This is a genomic window from Bradyrhizobium sp. UNPA324 (assembly GCF_006658635.1).
Classification (GTDB): Bacteria; Pseudomonadota; Alphaproteobacteria; order Rhizobiales; family Xanthobacteraceae; genus Bradyrhizobium; species Bradyrhizobium nanningense.
In genome coordinates, this window is record NZ_LFJD01000004.1 from 2607590 (window position 1) to 2628444 (window position 20855).

The 20855-nt window shown below is 63.5% G+C and carries 18 protein-coding genes; 11 read left to right on the forward strand and 7 right to left on the reverse strand.

The window, feature by feature from the left end:
* The first annotated feature begins 17 nt into the window (after positions 1 to 17).
* The 5 genes from ilvD (at position 18) to UNPA324_RS12825 (ending at position 5268) form a co-directional block, all read left to right on the forward strand.
* Positions 18 to 1712 (forward strand): dihydroxy-acid dehydratase, encoded by a 1695-nt coding sequence (gene ilvD, locus UNPA324_RS12805; RefSeq protein ID WP_128917876.1) that lies wholly within the window; start codon positions 18 to 20, stop codon positions 1710 to 1712.
* 82 nt (positions 1713 to 1794) lie between these two features.
* Positions 1795 to 2640, forward strand: a complete 846-nt coding sequence (locus tag UNPA324_RS12810; RefSeq protein WP_128917875.1) for an ABC transporter ATP-binding protein — start codon at positions 1795 to 1797, stop codon at positions 2638 to 2640.
* Positions 2637 to 3422 (forward strand): ABC transporter permease, encoded by a 786-nt coding sequence (locus UNPA324_RS12815; protein WP_141934825.1) that lies wholly within the window; start codon positions 2637 to 2639, stop codon positions 3420 to 3422. Before UNPA324_RS12810 ends, UNPA324_RS12815 begins: the two co-directional genes overlap by 4 nt.
* Positions 3422 to 4186, forward strand: coding sequence for an ABC transporter permease (locus tag UNPA324_RS12820; RefSeq protein ID WP_164936049.1), 765 nt, complete (start codon positions 3422 to 3424; stop codon positions 4184 to 4186). Before UNPA324_RS12815 ends, UNPA324_RS12820 begins: the two co-directional genes overlap by 1 nt.
* Positions 4187 to 4221: 35 nt before the next feature.
* On the forward strand, positions 4222 to 5268 hold the full coding sequence (locus UNPA324_RS12825; RefSeq protein ID WP_128917872.1) for a 2,5-dihydroxypyridine 5,6-dioxygenase NicX family protein: 1047 nt from the start codon (positions 4222 to 4224) through the stop codon (positions 5266 to 5268).
* Here the strand turns inward: UNPA324_RS12825 and UNPA324_RS12830 are convergent.
* The 5 genes from UNPA324_RS12830 to UNPA324_RS12850 are packed head-to-tail and all read right to left on the reverse strand — an operon-like array spanning position 5265 to position 10975.
* On the reverse strand, positions 5265 to 6257 hold the full coding sequence (locus tag UNPA324_RS12830; protein WP_128917871.1) for a 3-hydroxybutyryl-CoA dehydrogenase: 993 nt from the start codon (positions 6255 to 6257) through the stop codon (positions 5265 to 5267). The two genes, UNPA324_RS12825 and UNPA324_RS12830, sit on opposite strands and share 4 nt — an antisense overlap.
* Before the next feature lie 3 nt (positions 6258 to 6260).
* Positions 6261 to 7349, reverse strand: a complete 1089-nt coding sequence (locus UNPA324_RS12835; protein ID WP_128917870.1) for an NAD/NADP-dependent octopine/nopaline dehydrogenase family protein — start codon at positions 7347 to 7349, stop codon at positions 6261 to 6263.
* Positions 7346 to 8872: a class I adenylate-forming enzyme family protein gene (locus UNPA324_RS12840; RefSeq protein ID WP_141934826.1), complete on the reverse strand. Its 1527-nt coding sequence runs from the start codon at positions 8870 to 8872 to the stop codon at positions 7346 to 7348. Before UNPA324_RS12840 ends, UNPA324_RS12835 begins: the two co-directional genes overlap by 4 nt.
* Positions 8873 to 8874: 2 nt before the next feature.
* A complete protein-coding gene (locus UNPA324_RS12845) occupies positions 8875 to 10164 on the reverse strand; it encodes an acyl-CoA dehydrogenase family protein (protein WP_128917868.1) in 1290 nt (429 codons plus the stop codon).
* Positions 10165 to 10177: 13 nt separating this feature from the next.
* A complete protein-coding gene (locus UNPA324_RS12850; protein WP_245471927.1) occupies positions 10178 to 10975 on the reverse strand; it encodes an alpha/beta fold hydrolase in 798 nt (265 codons plus the stop codon).
* A gap of 215 nt (positions 10976 to 11190) precedes the next feature.
* On the opposite strand from UNPA324_RS12850, the gene UNPA324_RS12855 reads away from it, so the two are divergent.
* From UNPA324_RS12855 to UNPA324_RS12870, 4 genes are all read left to right on the forward strand, one after another.
* Positions 11191 to 11952 carry an SDR family NAD(P)-dependent oxidoreductase gene (locus tag UNPA324_RS12855; protein WP_141934827.1) on the forward strand — a complete coding sequence of 254 codons (762 nt, stop codon included), beginning with the start codon at positions 11191 to 11193 and terminating at the stop codon, positions 11950 to 11952.
* 30 nt (positions 11953 to 11982) lie between these two features.
* Positions 11983 to 12819, forward strand: coding sequence for an enoyl-CoA hydratase family protein (locus UNPA324_RS12860; RefSeq protein WP_128917865.1), 837 nt, complete (start codon positions 11983 to 11985; stop codon positions 12817 to 12819).
* Positions 12820 to 12919: 100 nt separating this feature from the next.
* Positions 12920 to 15271, forward strand: a complete 2352-nt coding sequence (locus tag UNPA324_RS12865; RefSeq protein ID WP_128918443.1) for a bifunctional salicylyl-CoA 5-hydroxylase/oxidoreductase — start codon at positions 12920 to 12922, stop codon at positions 15269 to 15271.
* A 51-nt stretch (positions 15272 to 15322) separates the two neighbouring features.
* Positions 15323 to 16573, forward strand: a complete 1251-nt coding sequence (locus UNPA324_RS12870) for a flavin-dependent oxidoreductase (RefSeq protein ID WP_128918442.1) — start codon at positions 15323 to 15325, stop codon at positions 16571 to 16573.
* A 9-nt stretch (positions 16574 to 16582) separates the two neighbouring features.
* On the opposite strand, the gene UNPA324_RS12875 is transcribed toward UNPA324_RS12870, so the two are convergent.
* Together UNPA324_RS12875 and UNPA324_RS12880 are read right to left on the reverse strand one after the other, a co-directional pair.
* Positions 16583 to 17038 carry a cupin domain-containing protein gene (locus tag UNPA324_RS12875; RefSeq protein ID WP_018643141.1) on the reverse strand — a complete coding sequence of 152 codons (456 nt, stop codon included), beginning with the start codon at positions 17036 to 17038 and terminating at the stop codon, positions 16583 to 16585.
* Positions 17039 to 17068: 30 nt separating this feature from the next.
* Positions 17069 to 18241, reverse strand: coding sequence for an ABC transporter substrate-binding protein (locus tag UNPA324_RS12880; protein WP_164936118.1), 1173 nt, complete (start codon positions 18239 to 18241; stop codon positions 17069 to 17071).
* Between the two features lie 254 nt (positions 18242 to 18495).
* On the opposite strand from UNPA324_RS12880, the gene UNPA324_RS12885 reads away from it, so the two are divergent.
* Positions 18496 to 19014 (forward strand): MarR family winged helix-turn-helix transcriptional regulator, encoded by a 519-nt coding sequence (locus UNPA324_RS12885; protein WP_164936119.1) that lies wholly within the window; start codon positions 18496 to 18498, stop codon positions 19012 to 19014.
* A 148-nt stretch (positions 19015 to 19162) separates the two neighbouring features.
* Complete coding sequence (locus tag UNPA324_RS12890; protein WP_128918440.1) at positions 19163 to 20854, forward strand: benzoate-CoA ligase family protein; 1692 nt, start codon at positions 19163 to 19165, stop codon at positions 20852 to 20854.
* Position 20855 lies beyond the last annotated feature (1 nt).

Sequence of the window (20855 nt, forward strand, 5' to 3'; positions counted from 1 at the left end):
ACAATGAAGATGCACGCATGAAGAAGCTGCGATCACGAGTGACGACAGACGGCCTCGACCGGGCCCCGCATCGCGCCTTCATGCGTGCCATGGGTCTCGACGACGCTGCGATTACCAAGCCGATGGTGGGCGTCGTCAGCATGAAGGGCGAGCAGACGCCCTGCAACATGACCCACGACTTCCAGGTGGCTGCGGCGAAAACCGGCATCGAGGAGGCCGGCGGCACGCCGCGCGAATTCTCGACCGTTTCGGTGTCCGACGGCATCAGCATGAACCACGAGGGCATGAAGTTCTCGCTGTTCTCGCGCGAGCTGATCGCCGACTCGATCGAGGCCGTCGTCCATGGTCTGGCCTACGACGCGTTGATCGGATACGGCGGATGCGACAAGACGCTTCCGGGCGTGATGATGGGTATGGTTCGCTGCAACGTGCCGTCTATCTTCATTTATGGCGGCAGCGCGCTCCCGGGCCGCGTGGACGGGCGGACGCTGACGGTGCTCGACTCCTATGAGGCCGTCGGCAGCTTCATGACAGGCGAGATCGACGGCGCTACGCTGGAGCGGATCGAGCGTGCCTGCCTGCCGACGATTGGTGCGTGCGCCGGCCAGTTCACCGCGAACACCATGGGCATGGTCTCGGAGGCGATGGGACTGACCATTCCCAACGTCTCGATGGTGCCGGGTATCTATGCCGAGCGTGCGCAAATCTCGCGCCGCGCTGGACGCCTGATCATGGAGATGCTGGAACGCGGCGGGCCGTTGCCGCGCGACATCGTGACGCGAAAGTCCCTCGAGAACGGCGCGGCGATCGTTGCGGCGACGGGAGGCTCGACCAACGCCGCGCTGCATCTGCCGGCGATCGCAAACGAGGCCGGCATTGCATTCACGATCGATGACGTCGGTGAGGTCTTTGCAAGGACGCCGTTGATTGGAAATCTGCGGCCGGGCGGCAAATACACGGCAAAGGATGTCTACGATATCGGCGGCGCCGCCGTGGTGATCCGTGAGCTGATCCAGAGCGGGTATATCGATGGCAGCTGTCTATCCATCACCGGCCGCACGCTTGCCGGAGAATATGGCGCTGCCAACGCACCCGATGGAGAGGTCGTGCATGCGGCACGTGCGCCGATCATGCCTGACGGCGGCGTGGCGGTGCTGAAGGGTAACCTCTGTCCTGACGGTGCGGTTATCAAGGTTGCAGGTTTGAAGACTCAGTTTTTCGAAGGCGTGGCGCGCGTGTTCGAGGATGAGGAAGCCTGCGTCAAAGCGGTTCGGGATCGCACTTACGCGGCGGGCGAGGTTCTCGTGATCCGCAATGAGGGGCCGGTGGGCGGTCCCGGCATGCGAGAGATGCTCGGCGTCACTGCGCTGATCTACGGGCAGGGCATGGGCGAAAAGGTGGCGCTGATCACCGACGGCCGATTCTCCGGCGCCACTCGGGGCATGTGCATCGGCTACGTGGCTCCCGAAGCATTTGTCGGCGGCCCGCTGGCGCTCGTTCGGAACGGTGACAGGATCCGGATCGATGCCGCAAACCGGCGGATGGATGTGCTGCTCGATGAGCAGGAACTCTCCGCGCGGCGCCGCGATTGGAAGCAGCGTCCGCCGCGCCACCGTGCAGGCGCGCTCGCAAAATATGCGCGACTGGTTGGGCAGGCGCCGGGCGGAGCCGTGACACACGAAGGTCCGGCGGAATGGCCGTGGTTCGAATGACCTATCGCATCGGTGCGAAAACATTCGCCTGTCTGGCAGGCTTCTTGCTAAGCCCGTGCCTCACGGTGAGGCGAGCGACGGGATGACGGCAGTGCCTGCGAGATCGAGCGAATGGGTGAGACCGGTGACATCAAAAGATCCGGCTTCCAAAATCATCGAGATCGACCGCGTCTCGCAGGTCTTTCAGACCTCGACGCGCAGGGATCATGTGGCGCTTTCAGATATCTCGCTAACGATCGAGGAGAGAGCATTCGTCTCTATCCTTGGCCCCTCCGGCTGCGGCAAGTCGACCCTGCTTTATATCGTCGGCGGCTTTGTCAGCCCGACCAGCGGTGCGGCGAAGATGAAGGGACAGGCGATCACGGGGCCCGGTCCGGATCGTGGTCCTGTATTTCAGGAATTCGCGTTGTTTCCCTGGAAGACCGTGCTCGGCAATGTGATGTACGGCCCGCGTCAGCAAGGCGTTCGCGCTACTGAGGCTGAAGCGCAGAGCCGGGCGTTGATCGAGATGGTCGGCCTCAAGGGCTTTGAGAATTTCTATCCCAAGGAGCTGTCAGGCGGCATGAAGCAGCGCGTGGCGCTGGCGCGGACGCTTGCCTACCATCCCGAAGTCCTGCTGATGGACGAGCCGTTTGGGGCGCTCGACGCGCACACAAGGACACGCCTGCAGAACGATCTGTTGAACATCTGGGAGCGCGATCGCAAGACGGTGCTGTTCGTCACCCATTCGGTCGACGAAGCCGTCTTTCTGTCCGACAAGGTCGTGATGATGTCGAAATCTCCCGGTCGCATCCGTGAGGTCATCGACATCGATCTGCCGCGGCCGCGCCGCCGCAACGAGCTGTTGCTCGACCCGCGCTATCAGAAGTATGTCGTCGATATCGAGCGCATGTTCGATGAGAGCGACGAATCCGGAGCTGCCTTATGATGTCGCCGGCCGCCTTGACCAGACGCGCCGCTCCGGTGCTGGCCTGTATCGGGTTATTGGCGGTGTGGCAGGTTGCCTCGCTCGCGCTGAAAAACGACAGCTTCCCGACGGCCATCGAGGCGATCCGCGCCATTCCGGATATTCTCGGCGACAAGGAATCCCTCATCAACATCCTGGCTTCGCTTCGTCGCATGGCGCTCGGGTTTGGTGTGGCGGTACTGGTCTCGATTCCGCTGGGCCTGCTGATGGGGCGCAGCCGGGGCGTCGCGGCTTTCTTCAATCCGCTCCTGATGGTGATCTATCCCGTGCCGAAGGCCGCCTTGATGCCGATCATCATGTTATGGCTGGGCGTTGGCGACATCACGAAGACATTGGTGATTTTCCTCGGTGTCAGCCTTCCCGTGATCTATCATAGCTTCGAGGGTGCCAAGGCCGTCGAAGAGAAGATGCTGTGGTCAGGTGCCGCGATGGGGCTGTCGCCGACCCATCGCCTGGTGCGGATCGTGCTGCCGGCGGCGCTGCCGGAAATCCTGACCGGATGCCGCACGGGATTGGTGCTGGCGCTGATCACGATGATCACGAGTGAGATGATTGCCCGGCAGTCCGGCGCCGGCAACATCCTGTTCAATGCACTCGACATGGGCCAATACGACACCGTCTTTGCGATGATCATCGTCGTGGGAGCGATGGGAATCTGCCTCGATGCCATTTTTGAAAGGGTTCGGGCCAGGCTCGTGCGCTGGTCCGAGCCGCAGTTCGATATGCCGCTGAGTTTCTCGTGATGTCGCGCCTTCTGTCCCCGAACGTCCTTCTTGGAATTGCCCCGATCGTCCTGATCATCGCCCTGTGGCAGGGCCTGGTGTCGTTCGGCTTTGCGCCCGCGGTCCTGCTGCCGCCGCCGGGCTTTGTCTTCAGTCGGCTGCTGCAGCAACTCGTGACGTGGACGTTCGAGCAGGAGATCGCGGCGACTCTCATTCGGCTGTTCGCCGGGTTCGCGATCGCGGTCGTGCTCGGCGTCAGTATCGGCATTGCGGCCGCCGCAAGTCCCGCGATCAACGCCGTGGTCCGGCCGATCGTCCGCGTCTTGGCTCCGCTGCCTAAAGTTGCGCTCTATCCGGCACTCCTGCTCTTGCTCGGATTCGGTCACGGATCGAAGATCACATTGGTGGCTGCGGACGCGCTCTTTCCCATTCTGCTCTCGACCTATTACGGCGCATCGACCGTCGAGCAGAAACTGATCTGGTCAGCTATGGCGGCGGGAACGCCGCGCACCGAAATCCTGTTCAAGGTCGTGCTGCCGGCGGCGATGCCGTCGATCCTGACCGGATGCCGGATTGGACTTGTCATTTCCTGCATCGTGGTGTTTTTGGCCGAGATGATCACGTCGACGGACGGATTGGGGCACGCGCTTGTCACCGCGGCGCGAACGTTTCAGGCCGTCGATATGTTCGTGCCGCTGATCACGATCTCGCTGCTGGGGTTGATCCTGAACGCCCTGCTGGGCGCCCTGCGGTCGTACCTCTTGCGCGGCTTTCCAGAAGCGTGATCTGGACGAAGAATAAACAAGACCGGGAGTGACCCATGCTGGCTGATCGCATCGAGGCAAAATGGATCGACGCATTTTGCGAGATTTTCGAACGATGCGCCGTCAAGGCTGGCGACACCGCCGCAATTCTCTCGGAGACCCAGTCGCGCGCGCTGAATGTGCATCTGGCGGAACTGGCGCTGCTGCGCATGGGCGCGAGGCCGTTTCACGTGGTGATGCCGACGCCGCGTAACCGGCATATCGTTCCGGTTCGATCGACAGGGGCGAGCGAGGCGATCCAGAAGCTTGGCCCGGTCATCAGCGCGCTTCAGCAGGCCGGCTTTGTGGTGGATTGCACCATCGAGGGCCTGATGCACGCGGTGGAGACGCCGGAGATCCTCAAGGCCGGCGCGCGCATCCTGGTGATCTCCAACGAGCATCCCGAGGCCTTGGAGCGGATGGTGCCGGATTCCGCGCTCGAGAAGCGCGTTCGGGCGGCGGCGAAGATGCTGCGGGGAACCAAGCGGATGCGGGTGACCTCGAAGGCCGGCACGGCGCTCGACGTCGATATGGTCGGCGCGTCCACGGTCGGTGTGTGGGGCTGGACCGACAAGCCCGGCACGCTCGCGCATTGGCCTGGTGGCATCGTCGTCAGCTTCCCCAAGAGCGGGACCATCAACGGCACGCTGGTGATGGCGCCGGGCGACATCAATCTCACATTTAAGCGCTATTTGACGTCGGCTGTGAAGATGACGCTGAAGGATGACTATGTCGTCGAACTGGAAGGCGAGGGCACGGATGCCGCGATGATGCGCACCTATCTCGCGGCCTGGGGCGACCGCGAGGCTTATGCGGTCTCGCATGTCGGTTTCGGGATGAATCCCGGTGCGCGTTATGAGGCGCTCTCGATGTACGACCAGCGCGACACCAACGGCACGGAGATTCGGGCGGTCTCGGGTAATTTCCTGTTCTCGACCGGCGCGAACGAATTCGCGGGACGCTACACGGCGGGGCATTTCGACCTGCCGATGATGGGAACGACGATCGAGCTCGATGGCGTTGCCGTAGTCCGGGAGGGCGTGCTTCAGGACGTCTTCGGCTAGTCGCGATCGAGCACCGGCGGGCGCGCAAGTCCGAAGTGACGGAGCAGGTCGACCATGGCCTGCAGCCGCTTCACGCGATAAGCATCGACATCCATCCCGGAGTAATCCATGAAGCCTGCGCCCGTGCGCAGGCCGATCCGGCCTTCATGCATGTTGCGCGAAATGACGTCCGGCGCGCGATAGCGGTCGCTGCCGAGCGCACCTTCGAGATACCGGCTGGCGTAGTAGAGGATGTCGCCACCGCCCCAGTCGATGAATTCGAGCAGCCCGAGCACGGCGTAGCGGAAGCCGAAGCCGTAGCGAATCGCCTTGTCGATCTCTTCGGCGCTGGCGACGCCTTCCTCGACCATGCGTGCGGCCTCGTTCATTGCCAGTGCCTGGATGCGGGGAACGATGAAGCCCGGCGTCGCCGCGCAGACAACCGGCACCTTGCCGATGCCTTCGAGCAGCGCCTTGACCTCGTCGACAATGGCGGGGTCGGTGGCTTTCCCGGGCGAAACCTCGACAAGTGGAATGAGATAGGCCGGGTTGAGCCAATGCACGTTGAGGAAGCGTCGCGGGTTCACGATCGCGCCCGAGAGGTCGTCGACCAGGATGGTCGATGTCGTCGATGCGATGATCGTGTCAGGGCCGACCTGCTTTGAAGCTTGCCCCAGCACCTCGCGCTTGAGCTCGACGACTTCAGGGACGCCCTCGAAGACCATGCCGGCTTCCGCCAACGCGGCGCCGCTTTGGCTTGCCGGCACCACCGAGACCCGCGCGATCAGCGGATCAACGTCGGCCTCGGTCAGCAGCCCGAGCTTCGACAGGCTGGCGAACGTCTTCCCGACTTCGCCGAGCGCGTCGGCCTCCAGCTTGGTGAACGCCTCCGCGGAGCGCGCCTTGACGTCGATCATCGTGACCCGGTGCCCCGCATAGGCGAACGCGACGGCGATGCCGCGCCCCATGCGGCCAGCCCCGAGACAGGCGATGTCGGCGCGATTGGTCATCGATCAAAATCCATTGCGAAGCAGCGTCTGCAATTCGGCCTTTTTGAGATTGTCGAGCCCCAGCGTCTTGAGCGTCCGGCCACCTTGCGCAAAATCCTCGCCGCAGATCGCGCCGCCGATCGACAGGAACGCGTTGGCCAATGGGGTGGCCACGCCAGCCAGGCCAGCGACGGACACCAGCAGCGACAACCCCAGCCGCAGATCCTCTCGCATGTACCGATGCTCCGTCAGCACGATCCGCTCGCGCCAGTCACCGGAATCGGTCAGCCGGTCATGCGAGCCGCGGCCGTACATCCATATCTCGCCTTCCTTCGCGTAGTGATGAGCCAGCGGAAAATGCGGCGCGCCATAGCCGAGCGCTTCGCGCACCGCGATCCGTTCGGCGTCGAGTGCGTCGGTCACCCGCCGGATCGCGGCTTGCGTGCCTTCCTTGTGGATATCCCACCTTTCGAAATGCTCGATCGGGCCTGCGTTCATCACGATCAACGGCGGATGGATGATCGGGCCTGCGTTCATCAGTGCGCCTGACAGCGCGTCTCCGCACGGCTCGATGGCATCGGGGAAAGCCCGTCCGATCACGTCGAGTGCGTGCGGTGCCTGGTCGAGCGGGAACACGCCGACCGGAAGCCGTTTGGCGCGAATGGTGATCGCGACCTCGAACGGTCCGTGCTTGCGGGTCAGCCACGGCAGCGTGCCGGTTTCGGCAAAGCTTGCCTTGGCGTGGTTGCCGGCATCCCGCGCAGCCTGGGCGAAGATCATCGAGCCGAATGTCGCCGGCGGCAAGAAGACGACCTGGCCGTCCCGCAGATGCGGAGCGAGCAGGCCGGCGATATCTGCTTGCGCAAAGGCAGGAGCCGGACACAGGATCAACTCCGTGCCGTCGACGGCCTCCGCGATATCGGTCGTGACCAGCGCGAGCTTCACGTCGTGGCGGCCGTTATGGTCCTTCACGACAATCCGCGAGCCGGCGTCACGATGGGCCGCCACCTGGTCTGCATCGCGGCGCCAGAGCCGGACCTGGTGCCCCGACAGCGCAAAATCGCCTGCGGCCGCGAAAGAGCCGTTTCCCCCACCCAGAATCGCAATCTTCAAGATGCTTCTCCTTGCGCGCGGGACTGCGCATCGAGCTGCTTCAGCAGGAAATGCTGGACCTTGCCCAACGCCGTGCGCGGCAGGTCGGTGACGAAGACAATGTCGCGCGGCACCTTGTAGCGAGCGAGTTGTGCCTGAATATGCATTCTGAGTTCATCCGCTTCGAGCCGGGAGCCGGATCTGCGGATCACATAAGCGACGGGGACCTCGTCCCAGCGCGGGTCGGGCCGGCCGATCACGGCGCATTCGCTGACATCGGGATGTTCGAGCAGGACGCGCTCGACCTCGGCCGGGTAGACGTTCTCGCCCCCTGAAATGATCAGGTTCTTCTTGCGGTCGCGGACCCAGAAATAGCCGTCGGGGTCGCACAGGCCGATATCGCTGGTGCGATACCAGCCGTCGTGCAACGCCTCGCGCGTTGCGGCCTCGTTGCCCCAATATTCGAAGAACACGTTGGGTCCGCGCACCGCGATTTCGCCCGGTGTGCCCGCTGGCACCTCGCCGCCGGAGAGATCGACCACCTTCGCTTCGCAGCACAGGCCGGCAAGACCGGTCGATCCCGCACGCGACAGGTCGCCGCCAAGCCGCGTGTAGATAGCGATGGGGCAGGTCTCGGTCGAGCCGTAGACCTGAAGCACCGGAACGCCGCGCGCGACGAAGCGCTCGATCAGGTGCGGCGGCACGATGGTCGAGCCGGTGGCGACGGCCTTGAGTGACGAAAGATCGGCTTCCGTCCAGGCGGGATGCTCGCTCACCGCCTGGATGATCGCAGGCACCATCACCGTGAGGGTCGGCCGTTCCTGTTCGATGGCCGCAAGCGCGGTATCCGGCGCAAAGCGCGAGTGAACGGTGACGGTCGCGCCCAGTTGCAAAGCCGGCGTCGTCTGGATGTTGAGGCCGCCGACGTGGAAGAATGGCAGCACGGTCAGCACATGGTCATCGGACGTCATGTTGTGCATGTGCTGGCTCATGACGCCATTCCAGAACAGTGCCTCCTGGCGCAGCACGGCGCCTTTTGGCCGTCCCGTCGTTCCTGAGGTGTAGACGATGAGCAGCGGGCAGGAGAGGTCCGTGTGCGGGTTGCGTCCGCCGCCGCCGCCGCAATCCAACAGTCCTTCGAATGTCCTGCCGCGAGGTGGTGCGAAGTCGAGGCCAACGACGGCTGTCCCGGGCGCAAGCTCGGCGAGAACTCCCTCGAATGCTCGTTCGAGCACCAGCACCTTGGCGCCCGCATCGGCGAGGATGAAGTGCTGCTCGGCGACCGCCAGCCGCCAGTTCAGCGGCACCAGCATCGCACCCAGCCGCGCAGATGCATAGAGCAGAACCAGATAGTCCGGTCGGTTCAGGCTCAGGATCGCGACGCGGTCGCCGCGGCCGACGCCGAGTTCCTGCTTCAATGCCGTGGCGGTCCGTTCGATGCGTGCGGCGAACGCCGCATAGCTCAGCCGCTCGCCTTCGAAGGCAATGGCTGTCTTGTCTGGCGCGAACGCCGCGTTGCGATCGATCAGACTGCAGAGGTCCACCGTCAGTCGTCCGTCTCGCCGGCCTCGTACAACGCCTCGCGCCCGATGCGGTCGAGGCAGAGTTCGGCCGTCCAGGGCAGCATCAGCGAGCCGCAGCGGCTGTCGCGATAGATCCGCTCCAGCGGCAGCGAGCGAAGCATGGCCTGGCCGCCGCAGGTGCGTATCGCGAGCGCGGCGAGCTCATTGGCACCTTCCATCACCGAATATTGCGCAGCATAGGCCCGCAGCACCTGCTCCTTGGTCGGATTGGCGCAGGCTTCGGTCACGGCCTGGAACCAGATCGCCTTGATCTGTTCGAGCTTGATCTGCATCTGGGCGACCGCGATCTGCTTCGTCGTGTACATGCGGCGCTTGACAGGCGGCATGCCCGGCACCTCGCCGCGCAGATAACGCAAGGTGAAGTCGTAGGCGGCTTGTGCGAGGCCCATATAGGTCGGCGACAACGTCAGGAACATGTGTGGCCAGCGCATCGCGGCCTGGAAGTAGACGCCGCGCGGCATCAGCGCAGAGTCGTCCGGGACGAACACGTCCTTGAACAGAAGCGTGCGCGACACCGTTCCGCGCATGCCGAGCGGGTCCCAGTCACCGACGACCGAGACACCTTCCGATTTGGCTGATATTGCGAGGTAGAGCGTGTTGCGGCGAGATGCCTTCTCGCCCTCTTCGATCTCAGTGCAGAGCACGCCGTAATAGTCGGCGTGGCCGGAGAGCGACGCAAAGATCTTCTTGCCGTTGACGATCCAGCCGCCCTTGACCGGCTTTGCTTCCGTGCCGAAGGCGACGCCGCCCGCGGCCGCAGCGCCGCCTTCCGAGAACGGTTGCGAGTAGATCGCACCGTTTTCGACGATCCGCTTGTAGTGGATCGCGCGCCGCCGTTCGTGCTCGGCGCGGGTCGCAGAATCCATGTCGAGATCGTCCGCGAGGGGGCCCGACCACAGGGTCGAGCAGACATGCATGTTCCAGGTCAGCGCGGTCGCGCCGCAATAGCGGCCGATCTCGGCGGCTGCCAAGGCGTAGGTCTGGTAGTTCGCGCCGAGCCCGCCGTGTTTCTTGGGAACGGCAATGCCGAGCAGACCGACGCGATGCAGGTCGCGATAATTCTCGGTCGGGAAGATCGCCTCGCGATCGTAGGTGGCGGCGCGATCGGCAAATACGGTCTGCCCGATCTCCCTTGCGCGGGTGATGATGCCGGCCTGCTCGTCGCTCAGGCGGAATGCGATGGGATCGAAGATCGGGGCGTCCAGCGCGACTTTGCCGGTGGCGCCAATCGTCTTGTTGACTTGCATGGTCATCGCGCAGTTACCCTTACGCTTTGGTCGTAACGGAATTCAGGAAGCGGCCGAGCGCCTCGTCGAAGGCATCGGGACGTTCGAGGTTGGCGAGATGGCCGACGCCGGCGAGCTCGACATATTCAGCGCCTGGGATGTAGGTCGCCGTCTTCGCCATCATCGGCGCCGGCGCATTATTGTCCTTGGATCCCGACAGCAGCAGTGTCGGGACGGGAATATTGCCAAGCGTGCTGCGCTGATCGAACCCGATCAGGGCCAGCATCATGGCGCGATAACTTGCCTCGGGCACGCTTGCCATGCACTCGCGCGCTAGCTCCATTCCCTTTGGATCCGGATCGTCGCCGACGAGCTCCTTCACCAGCGAAGGCGCCAGCGAGGTCATCGTCTCGCCGCGATCGAGCGGGCCGAGCCGCGCCGCAATGAACGATTTCTGCCAGTCGCCATCGGCCTTGCCGAAGGCTGGGCTAGTCTGCGCCAGCACGATTGCGCGGGCCAGCTTCGGGAACTGTACCAACCATTTCTGGACGATCATGCCGCCGATCGAGTGACCGACGAGAATGGGTCTGGTTGCACCGAGTTGCTCGATGAATTGCTGGAGTGCCTCCGCCAGGGCAGTGATGCTGACGCTGGCGAGCGGCGCCGAGCCGCCATAGCCCGGCATGTCCCACGCGATTGCGTGGAAGCGTTCGCCGAATGTGGCAAGTTGCCGTCGCCAAGCGCGTGCCGCACCGCCGATGCCATGCAGGAAGATCAGAGGTATCGCGCCGGGATCGCCCGCGGCTTCGTAGGCGAAGCGACCGTCCTTTGTTATCATTGGCGCAGGCTGCGACACGCGACATCCTTTTGCTTGGCCCTTCGATGCTAACAGGCCTGTGAGGGATGGAAAGCGATAATTTTATACTTAAAGCAATTTTCGGGCCGGTCGCTCATGGTGCGATATCCGCGGACGGCGATCGCCGCTTTCATTGCAAAAGCTTGAAGGTTAAAATATATCGGAGGCACGTTCCGCAGATCTGAGGGAGCTAGCGCATGTCCGGATTGCCGCATTCGCCGCACGCGCTGGTGACCGGTGGCGGTCGCGGGATCGGCCGCGCCATCGCGGCGGCTCTCGTCGGCGCCGGCGCCACCGTGACGATCGTCGGCCGGAATGCCGCGGTCCTCGACGAGGCAGTCAAGGCGGGCGCTGCGCATTTTGCGGTTGTCGCCGACGTCGCGAACGAGATCGCTCTGAAAGCTGCCATTGGCGAGGCCCACGCGCGCAAGCCGATCGATATCCTGATCGCGAATGCGGGCAGCGCCGAATCTGCGCCATTCGCGAAATCGGACAGTGCCCTGTTCGCGCGCATGATGGACATCAATTTCATGGGCGTAGTCCATGCCATCCACGGCGTGCTGCCGGGCATGAAGGATCGCCCCTATGGCCGCATCGTCGTGATTGCGTCGACGGCGGGGCTCAAGGGCTATGCCTATGTCAGCGCATATGCTGCGGCGAAGCATGCCGCGGTCGGTCTCGTTCGTTCACTTGCCCTCGAGCTGGCCGGCGGCAATGTGACCGTGAATGCGGTTTGCCCGGGGTTCACCGATACTGACCTAGTGGCCGGCAGCATCGACAACATCATGAAGAAGACGGGACGAAGCCGCGAGCAGGCGATCGCCGAGCTTGCCAAGCACAATCCGCAGGGACGGCTGATCGCGCCTCAAGAGGTCGCGGACGCGGTGCTTTGGCTATGCGGGCAGGGCGCGAGTGCGATCACCGGACAGGCGATCTCAGTCGCAGGCGGCGAAATCTAGCGGCGCGGAACAAACACCTAAGGAGATCGCATGAGCAGACCAGCCAATCCCGTCACCTTGCCGCTCGCTGATTACTCGCCCCAGCACTTCCTTTTGGCTGTGGTCGACGGCGTTGCGATGGTCACGCTCAATCGGCCCGAACGAAAGAATCCGCTGACGTTCGAAAGCTATCGGGAACTCACCGATTTCTTCCGCGCCTGCGCGTTCGACGACGCAGTCAAGTCCATCGTCGTCACCGGTGCCGGCGGCAATTTCTCGTCCGGTGGCGATGTGTTCGAGATCATCGGCCCGCTGGTGAAGATGGACACCAAGGGGCTGACTGCCTTCACGCGGATGACCGGCGATCTGGTCAAGGCGATGCGGGCCTGCCCGCAGCCGATCGTGGCCGCCGTCGAGGGCATCTGCGCCGGGGCGGGGGCGATCGTCGCCATGGCCTCGGACATGCGCCTCGCGGCGAGCGGGGCCAAGGTGGCGTTCCTGTTCAACAAGGTGGGCCTTGCCGGCTGCGACATGGGGGCCTGCGCAATCCTGCCGCGGATCATCGGGCAGTCCCGCGCCTCCGAGCTGCTCTATACCGGCCGGTTCATGACTGCGGAGGAGGGCGAGCGCTGGGGCTTCTTTAGCCGCATCGTCACTGACGAGCAGGTGCTGCCTCAGGCGCAGGTCCTGGCCAAGCAGATCGCGGAAGGGCCGACCTTTGCCAACACCATGACCAAGCGGATGCTGGCAATGGAATGGGCAATGTCGGTGGAAGAGGCGATCGAGGCGGAAGCTGTTGCCCAGGCGCTGTGCATGACCACGGCCGATTTCGAGCGCGCTTTCGAGGCGTTCGCCAACAAGGTCAAGCCGGTCTTCCGCGGCGACTAGGCCGTTGTTCAGCTTGTGACCAAGCCGGCAGCGGGGACTTGCGCGAAATTATTTTAGGCTTAAAATAGTTTTCGTGGCCGGGTGAATTGGCGAGGCTCCCATGAAAGTCGCGATCATCGGTGGCGGACCTGCGGGTCTCTATGCTGCGATCCTGCTCAAGAAGCAGCGCCCGGGCGCCGAGATCGCGGTGTACGAGCGCAATCGGGCCGACGACACCTTCGGCTTCGGCGTGGTGTTTTCCGACGCCACGCTGGACAATTTCGAAAAACATGATCTGCCGAGCTATCGCCGCATTACGCAGGAATTTGCTTACTGGGACGATATCGCCGTACATTTTCGCGGCACGGTGCACCGGGTCGGCGGCAACGGCTTTTGTGGCTGCTCCCGGCGCAAGCTGCTTTTGATCCTGCAGGAGCGGGCGCGCGAGCTCGGCGTCATCCTGCACTTCGAAGTGGACATCGACGACGAAGCCCGCTTTGCCGATGCCGATCTCGTCCTGATCGCCGACGGCATCAACAGTCGGTTTCGCGAGAAATACGTCGATCATTTTCAGCCGGAGCTCGACATCCGCTCCAACAAGTTCGCCTGGATGGGGTCGACCAAACCGCTTGATGCCTTCACCTTCATCTTCCAGGAGACCGAGTGGGGGCCGTTCATCGCCCACGCTTATCAATATGAGGCCGGACACTCGACCTGGATCTTCGAGACCGATCCTGAAACGTTCGAGCGCGCTGGCCTGACAGCGTTGGACGAGACGCAGTCCGCCGCGCGGATGGCCGAGATCTTTGGTTGGTTCCTCGATGGGCACAAGCTGCTCACCAATCGCTCGATGTGGCGCAATTTTCCGATGATCCGCAGCAAACGCTGGGTCAAGGACAACATGGTACTGCTGGGCGATGCCAAGGCGAGCGCGCATTTCTCGATCGGCTCCGGCACCAAGCTCGCGATGGAAGACGCCATCGCCTTGGCCGAGGCGATGGAAAAGGCACCCGATATCAAGGCTGCGCTTGATGTTTACGAGCACGGCCGACGCGAGGAGGTCGAGAAGACGCAGCATGCCGCCGACGTCTCGCTGGTCTGGTTCGAGCATGTCGATCGCTTCTGGGATTTCGACCCGGTGCAGTTCGCTTTCGGCGTGATGACGCGCTCGAAGGCGATCACCTATGACAATCTCAAGCTCCGCGCGCCCGATTTCGTGGCTGAGGTCGAGAAGTCATTTGCCAAACAGGTTCGCGGCAGCGGCTTTGACGTCGATACGGAAAAGCCGGCGGTGCCGCTGTTCCAGCCGTTCCGGCTGCGCGAGATGGAGATCGCCAATCGCGCCGTGATGTCGCCGATGTGCATGTACTCGGCAAAGGAAGGCGTGCTGACCGATTTCCATCTCGTGCACTACGGTTCGCGCGCGATCGGAGGGGCCGGCCTCATCTTCACCGAGATGACCTGCGTCAGCCGCGATGCACGCATCACGCCCGGCTGCGCCGGATTGTGGAACGACGAGCAGGAGGCCGCCTGGCGGCGCATCGTGGACTTCGTCCACGGCAATTCGGCTGCAAAGATCTGCCTGCAACTCGGGCACGCCGGGCGGAAGGGCGCGACCAAGCTGATGTGGGACGGGATGGACCGTCCTCTGGACGAGGGCGGCTGGGACGTATTTTCGGCATCGCCGCTGCCCTATTTTCCCGACAGTCAGGTGCCGCGCGAGCTCGATCGCGCCGGCATGAAGGCGGTGAGGGAGTCTTTCGTCGCGGCGGCCGAGCGCGGCGAGCGCTGCGGTTTCGACATGCTCGAGCTGCATTGCGCCCACGGTTATCTGCTCGCAAGCTTCATCTCGCCGCTGACCAACACCCGCACGGACGAGTACGGCGGCGCGCTCGAGAACCGTCTGCGTTTCCCGCTCGAGATCTTCGAGGCGCTCCGCGCGGCCTGGCCATCGCACAAGCCGATGTCAGTGCGCATCTCCGCGACCGATTGGGTCGACGGGGGCATCACTGGTGACGACGCGGTGGCGATCGCCCGCGCTTTCGCCGAGGCAGGCGTCGATCTCGTCGACGTCTCGACCGGGCAGACCGTCCGCGATGCGCAGCCGGTGTACGGCCGCATGTTCCAGACGCCGTTCTCCGATCAGGTCCGCAACGAGGCGCGGGTGGCCACGATGTGTGTCGGCAACATCACAACGGCGGACCAGGCTAACACCATCCTGGCAGCGGGCCGGGCAGACCTCGTCGCCCTTGGCCGGCCGCATCTGGTCGATCCGTTCTTCACCATGAAGGCGGCGGCGTGGTACGGGGCGGACGCGGCATTTTGTCCCCCGCAATATCTGCCAGGAAAAGAGCAAATTTTCCGCAACAGCGTCCGCGACCGGCAGGACCTCGAGGAGCTGCGAATTAAGGCTAAGCCCAAGACCCGGGCCGAGCTCAAGGCGGAGGCGACAAAGCCGCTTGCGGCGGAGTGACCGCCCGTGCGACGTTAACCCATTGCCTGTGTTTCGAGTGGAGTAAGGGCGATGAAGGCGATTATCGTCGGTGGCGGTATCGGTGGTCTCACTACGGCGCTGATGCTGCGTTCGCGCGGCCTCGACTGTGAGATCTTCGAGCAGGCCGACACCATTCGCGAGCTTGGGGTCGGCATCAACACGCTGCCGCACGCCATGCGCGAGCTCGCCGGCCTCGGCCTGCTTCAGAAGCTCGACGACGTCGCGATCCGCACCGACCAGCTCTATTATCTCAACCGCCACGGCCAGGAGGTCTGGCGCGAAGCCCGCGGCATCGACGCCGGCCACGACGTGCCGCAATTCTCAATCCATCGTGGCCGCCTCCAGGGCGTCATCCATCGCGCCGTCGAGGAGCGGCTCGGGCAAGATGCCATCCACACCGGCTGCCGGCTCGGAGCCTTCACCCAGGATGAGGGCGGCGTCATCGCTTATTTCTTCGATCGCGCCGGCGCGCACATTCACACCGCGCGCGGCGACATTCTGATCGGCGCCGACGGCATCCATTCCCGCGTCCGCGAGACGTTATTCCCGAACGAAGGCCCGCCGTGCTGGAACGGCCTGATGCTGTGGCGCGGCGCTCGCGACTGGCCGCTATTCCTCACCGGAAAATCGATGATCGTGGCCGGCGGCCTCAATGCCAAGGTGGTGATCTATCCGATCGCGGAGGGATCGAGCCCGGCGAGCCGTCTGACCAATTGGGCGGTGCTGGTGAAGGTGGGCGAGGGCAATGTGCCGCCGCCGCGCAAGGAAGACTGGTCGCGGCCGGGGCGGCGCGAGGAGCTGATGCCCCATGTGGCACGCTTCTCGGTGCCCTATATCGACGTGAAGAGCCTGATCGCGGCGACACCCGAATTCTACGAATATCCGACCTGCGACCGCGATCCCTTGCCATATTGGTCATCAGGACGCGTCACGCTGCTGGGCGATGCAGCGCACCCCATGTATCCGGTCGGCTCCAATGGCGCCTCGCAGGCGATCCTCGATGCGCGCTGCCTTGCGGATGCGCTGGTGCGTGCCGAGCATCCGCGCCAGGCGCTGCTTGAGTACGAGAAGAAGCGTCTGCCAATGACGGCCGATATCGTCCGCTCCAACCGGCGCGGCGGCCCCGAGGGCGTCATCGACGCCGTCGAGCAGCTCGCCCCTGATGGATTCGACAATGTCGACAATGTCCTCAGCTATTCCCAGCGCGAGGCCATCGTGCGCGGCTATGCCACCAAGGCCGGCTTCGCCGCGGTGCCGGGGCTCGCGGCCGTGCGCGCCTGAGGCGCGCCGCTAGCCGCCGGGCGGCGGCGGCAGGAAGTGGATGTTGAACTCGGCCGCCATCGCCACCACATCTTCCGGCTTCTGCTCCTTCATGTTGTGAAGGCCCCAGAACAGGTCGAACAGCTTGCGGCTTGGCGAAACCCAGAACAGCACTTTTGCAGTCTGCTCCGACTTGTTGAAGATGCCATGCGGCACGCCCATGCCGAGGCGGATCAGATCGCCGGCCGTGGCCTGCGCCTCGGAATTGCCAAGCACGAAATCGAGCTTGCCCTCGAGCATGTAGAGATACTCATCCTGGTCGGGATGGATGTGGGGCGGGACGAACGTGCCCGGCGGCAGCGTCGCATGCCAGGAGAAGCTGTTCTCGGCGTAGCTCTTCGGCACATAGGTCTGGCCGAGGATGTTCCAGGAGATGCCCTGGATTCCTTCATTGGCCCGTGTGATGCCGGTAATTTCGCTCTTCATTGCAGTCCTCCCCTAACGCAATACTTGGTTCTAGTTCGCCGCCTTGCAGTCCTTGGCATAACGGTCGCCGTAATTCTCGAAGACCTTCTGCACGATCTCGGTCTGGAACTTGCCATCCGGACGCTTGGCGACCTTGGTCAGATAAAAATCCTGAATGGGATAGCCGTTGGTGTTGAACTTGAAGGCGCCGCGCAGTGAGGTGAAATCGGCTTTCTTCAGCGCGGCCTGGACCGCCTCCTTGTTCGACAGGTCGCCCTTCACGGCCTTGACCGCACTGTCGATCAGCATCGCGGCGTCGTAGGCTTGGAAGGCGTAGGTACCGGGCACGACGTTATAGGTAGCCTCGTAGGATGCCACGAACTTCTTGTTCTGGGGATTGTCGAGGTTGGGCGCCCAGTTCGCGCCGCCGAACATCCCGACGGCCGCATCCTGTTGCGCCGGCAGGGTCGATTCATCCACCGTGAAGGCCGAGAGCACCGGAATGCTGTCGGCAAGGCCGGCCTGCCGGTACTGCTTGACGAGATTGACGCCGAGGCCGCCCGGCATGAACGTGAACAGCGCATCGGGCTTCTGCGAGGAGATCTTGGACAGCTCCGGCTGGAAATCCAGCGTGTTCAGCGGCATGTAGGACTCCTCGACGATCTCGCCCTTGTAGTCGAGCTTGAAGCCTGCCACCGAATCCTTGCCGGCCTGATAGTTCGGCACCATCAGGTACATGCGCTTGTAGCCGCGATCCTGCGCGACCTTACCGAGGATCTCGTGAACCTGGTCGTTCTGATACGACGTCACATAGAAGAACGGGTTGCAGTCCTTGCCGGCAAAAGTCGACGGACCGGCATTGGGGCTGATCAGGAAGGTCTTCGATTCCGTGACGGGCCGGTGAATCGCCTGCAGGATGTTGGAGAAGATCGGGCCGATCACGAAGTCGACCTTGTCGCGCTCCAGAAGCCCCTTGACCTTGGTCACCGCCGCGTCCGGCTTCAGCTCGTCATCCGCAACGATCACCTCGACATCACGGCCGCCCATCTTGCCGCCGAGATCCTTCACCGCCAGTGCAAAGCCGTCGCGGACTTGCTGACCCAGTGCTGCTGCGGGTCCCGAGAGGGTCACCACCACACCGAGCTTGATCTTCTCCTGCGCCACGGCTGGATTGAGGGCGGTGCCGACCAGCAAGGCTGCGGCCAAGGTCAATTGCGTCTTCAAGATCTGTCCCCCCGTGACATCAGGGCTTGCGCTGCAAGCCGCGTACTTCAATCCAAGCTTATGCCGATGATGGCTGCCGCGGCAAGCAGCGCTCAAGGTGTCGCCATCCTTCGGACGGCGGCGCATGCAAACGCCGCGCCAATTATTTGAAGCCTAAAGAAGTTGACGTGCGGTCGATTGTTGCAGCTTTGGACTTGCAGCCGGCTTCGATTTATTTGAAGCTCAAAATGTTGGGGGAATCCGTGCCGGCGCCAATGCCCGCCGAGAGTGACTGCAGCGAGATGCTCGATTCCGAGACCAAGGCCGTCGAGACGCCGGAGGACCATGCCGACGAGCTGCGGCTGTGGTTGCGCCTTCTGACCTGCACGACGCTGATCGAGGGCGAGGTCCGCGGTCGGCTGCGGCAGCGGTTCGACGTCACTCTGCCCCGCTTCGATCTGATGGCGCAGCTCGACAAGGCGCCTGATGGCATGACGCTCTCCGATGTCTCCAAGCGCATGATGGTGTCGAACGGCAACGTCACAGGTCTCGTCGAGCGTCTCGTTGAATCCGGTCATCTCGACCGCCGGACGTCGGAGACGGACCGTCGTGTCCAGGTGATCCGCCTCACAAAACTCGGTCGAGGCGAGTTCCGCCGGATGGCTGCGGAGCACGAGACCTGGATCGCCGATCTGTTCGCCGACCTTTCGCCAAAGGACGTGCGCGAATTGATGCGGCTGCTCGCCAAGACCAAGGCGTCGGCGCAGAAATCGGCCGCGCGCCGCCGGCCGTAGGCGCGGGGCCGGCAGGGCCGCTCAATCCCTTTTGCCGCAGGAAAAAGCACGGGATGCTCAAAATCCGCTATTGCGCCAAATTGTTTTAAGCCTAAAATGTTTTCCAGATCGTGCTGCCGGGTGCAATCCATGCTGAAAGGAGCGTGCGATGGCCAACGCCGCCAAGGTTCAAGTCACGGGCTCGCATGACGGCAACGCCGCGACGGCCCATGTCGATACGTTTGCGCAGCGGCATCTGCCGCCGCGCGAGCTCTGGCCCGAGTTCATCTTCACGCGGCCGGAGCTGAACTATCCGCCACGATTGAATTGCGTCAGCTACTTTCTCGACCGCTGGGTCGAGCAGGGCCATGGCGACGCGCCCTGCGTCATCAGCCCCGCCGTCAGCTACACCTATCGCGAGCTGCAAGCCCTTGTGAACCGCATCGCCAATGTGCTGGTTGGCAAGCTCGGTCTTGTTCCCGGTGGCCGCGTGCTGCTGCGCTCCGCCAACAATCCGATGATGGTTGCAACCTATCTCGCGGTGGTCAAGGCCGGCGGCATCGTGGTGGCGACGATGCCGCTGCTCCGTGCCAAGGAGCTGTCCTACCCGATCCAGAAGGCGGAGATCACCCTCGCGCTGTGTGACGGAAAGCTCGCCGAGGAAATGGAGAAGGCGAAAGCTGCGGCGCCGGCTCTCAGACGTATCGTTTATTGGGGCAATGGCGCGCCGGACTCGCTCGAAGCGCTCATTGCCGACGCGAGCGCGGAATTCAAAGCCTTCGATACCGCCTCCGACGACGTCTGCCTGATCGCCTTCACGTCGGGCACGACAGGCGATCCCAAGGGCACCATGCATTTCCATCGCGACATGCTTGCGGTCTGCGACGGCTATGCGCGCAACATCTTGCGGGCCGAACAGAAGGATCGCTTCGTCGGCTCGGCGCCGCTGGCGTTCACGTTCGGCTTCGGCGGCGTGTTGTTTCCGATGCACATCGGCGCCTCTTTCGTGGTGCTGGAGAAGACGACGCCCGACGACATCCTGACGGCGATCGAGCAGTACAAGATCACGATCTGTTTCACCGCCCCGACCGCGTACCGCGCCATGATCGGTAAGCTTGCCGGCCGCGATATTTCCTCGCTACGCAAATGCGTCTCTGCCGGCGAGACCCTGCCCAAGCCGACCTTCGACGCCTGGCTCAAGGCCACCGGCATCAAGTTGATGGACGGCATCGGCTCGACCGAGCTGCTGCACATCTTCATCAGCGCGACCGAGGACGAAATTCGTCCGGGGGCGACGGGCAAGCCCGTGCCGGGCTATGAGGCCAAGATCGTCGACGACGACGGCCATGACGTGCCGCCGGGCACGATGGGGAAGCTTGCGGTGCGCGGGCCGACCGGTTGCCGCTATCTCGCCGACGAGCGGCAGCGCAAATACGTCCAGAACGGCTGGAACATCACCGGCGACACCTATCTGATGGATAGCGACGGTTATTTCTGGTACCAGTCGCGCTCCGACGACATGATCGTGTCGGCCGGCTACAATATCGCAGGCACCGACGTCGAGGCGGCCCTGCTCACGCATCCGGCGGTTGCCGAGTGCGGTGTGGTCGGCGCTCCGGACGAGGCGCGCGGCATGATCGTGAAGGCTTATGTCGTCGCGGCGTCCGGCGTGACAGCGGACGCGCAGCTTGTGGCCGAGCTGCAGGAGCATGTCAAACGCGAGATCGCGCCGTACAAATATCCGCGCGCCATCGAGTTCGTGACGCAACTGCCGAAGACCGAGACCGGAAAATTGAAGCGCTTTGCCCTGCGGCAACTGGCGCAGGCGGCTGTGACGTCCTCAGGCGTTGCGGCGGAATGAG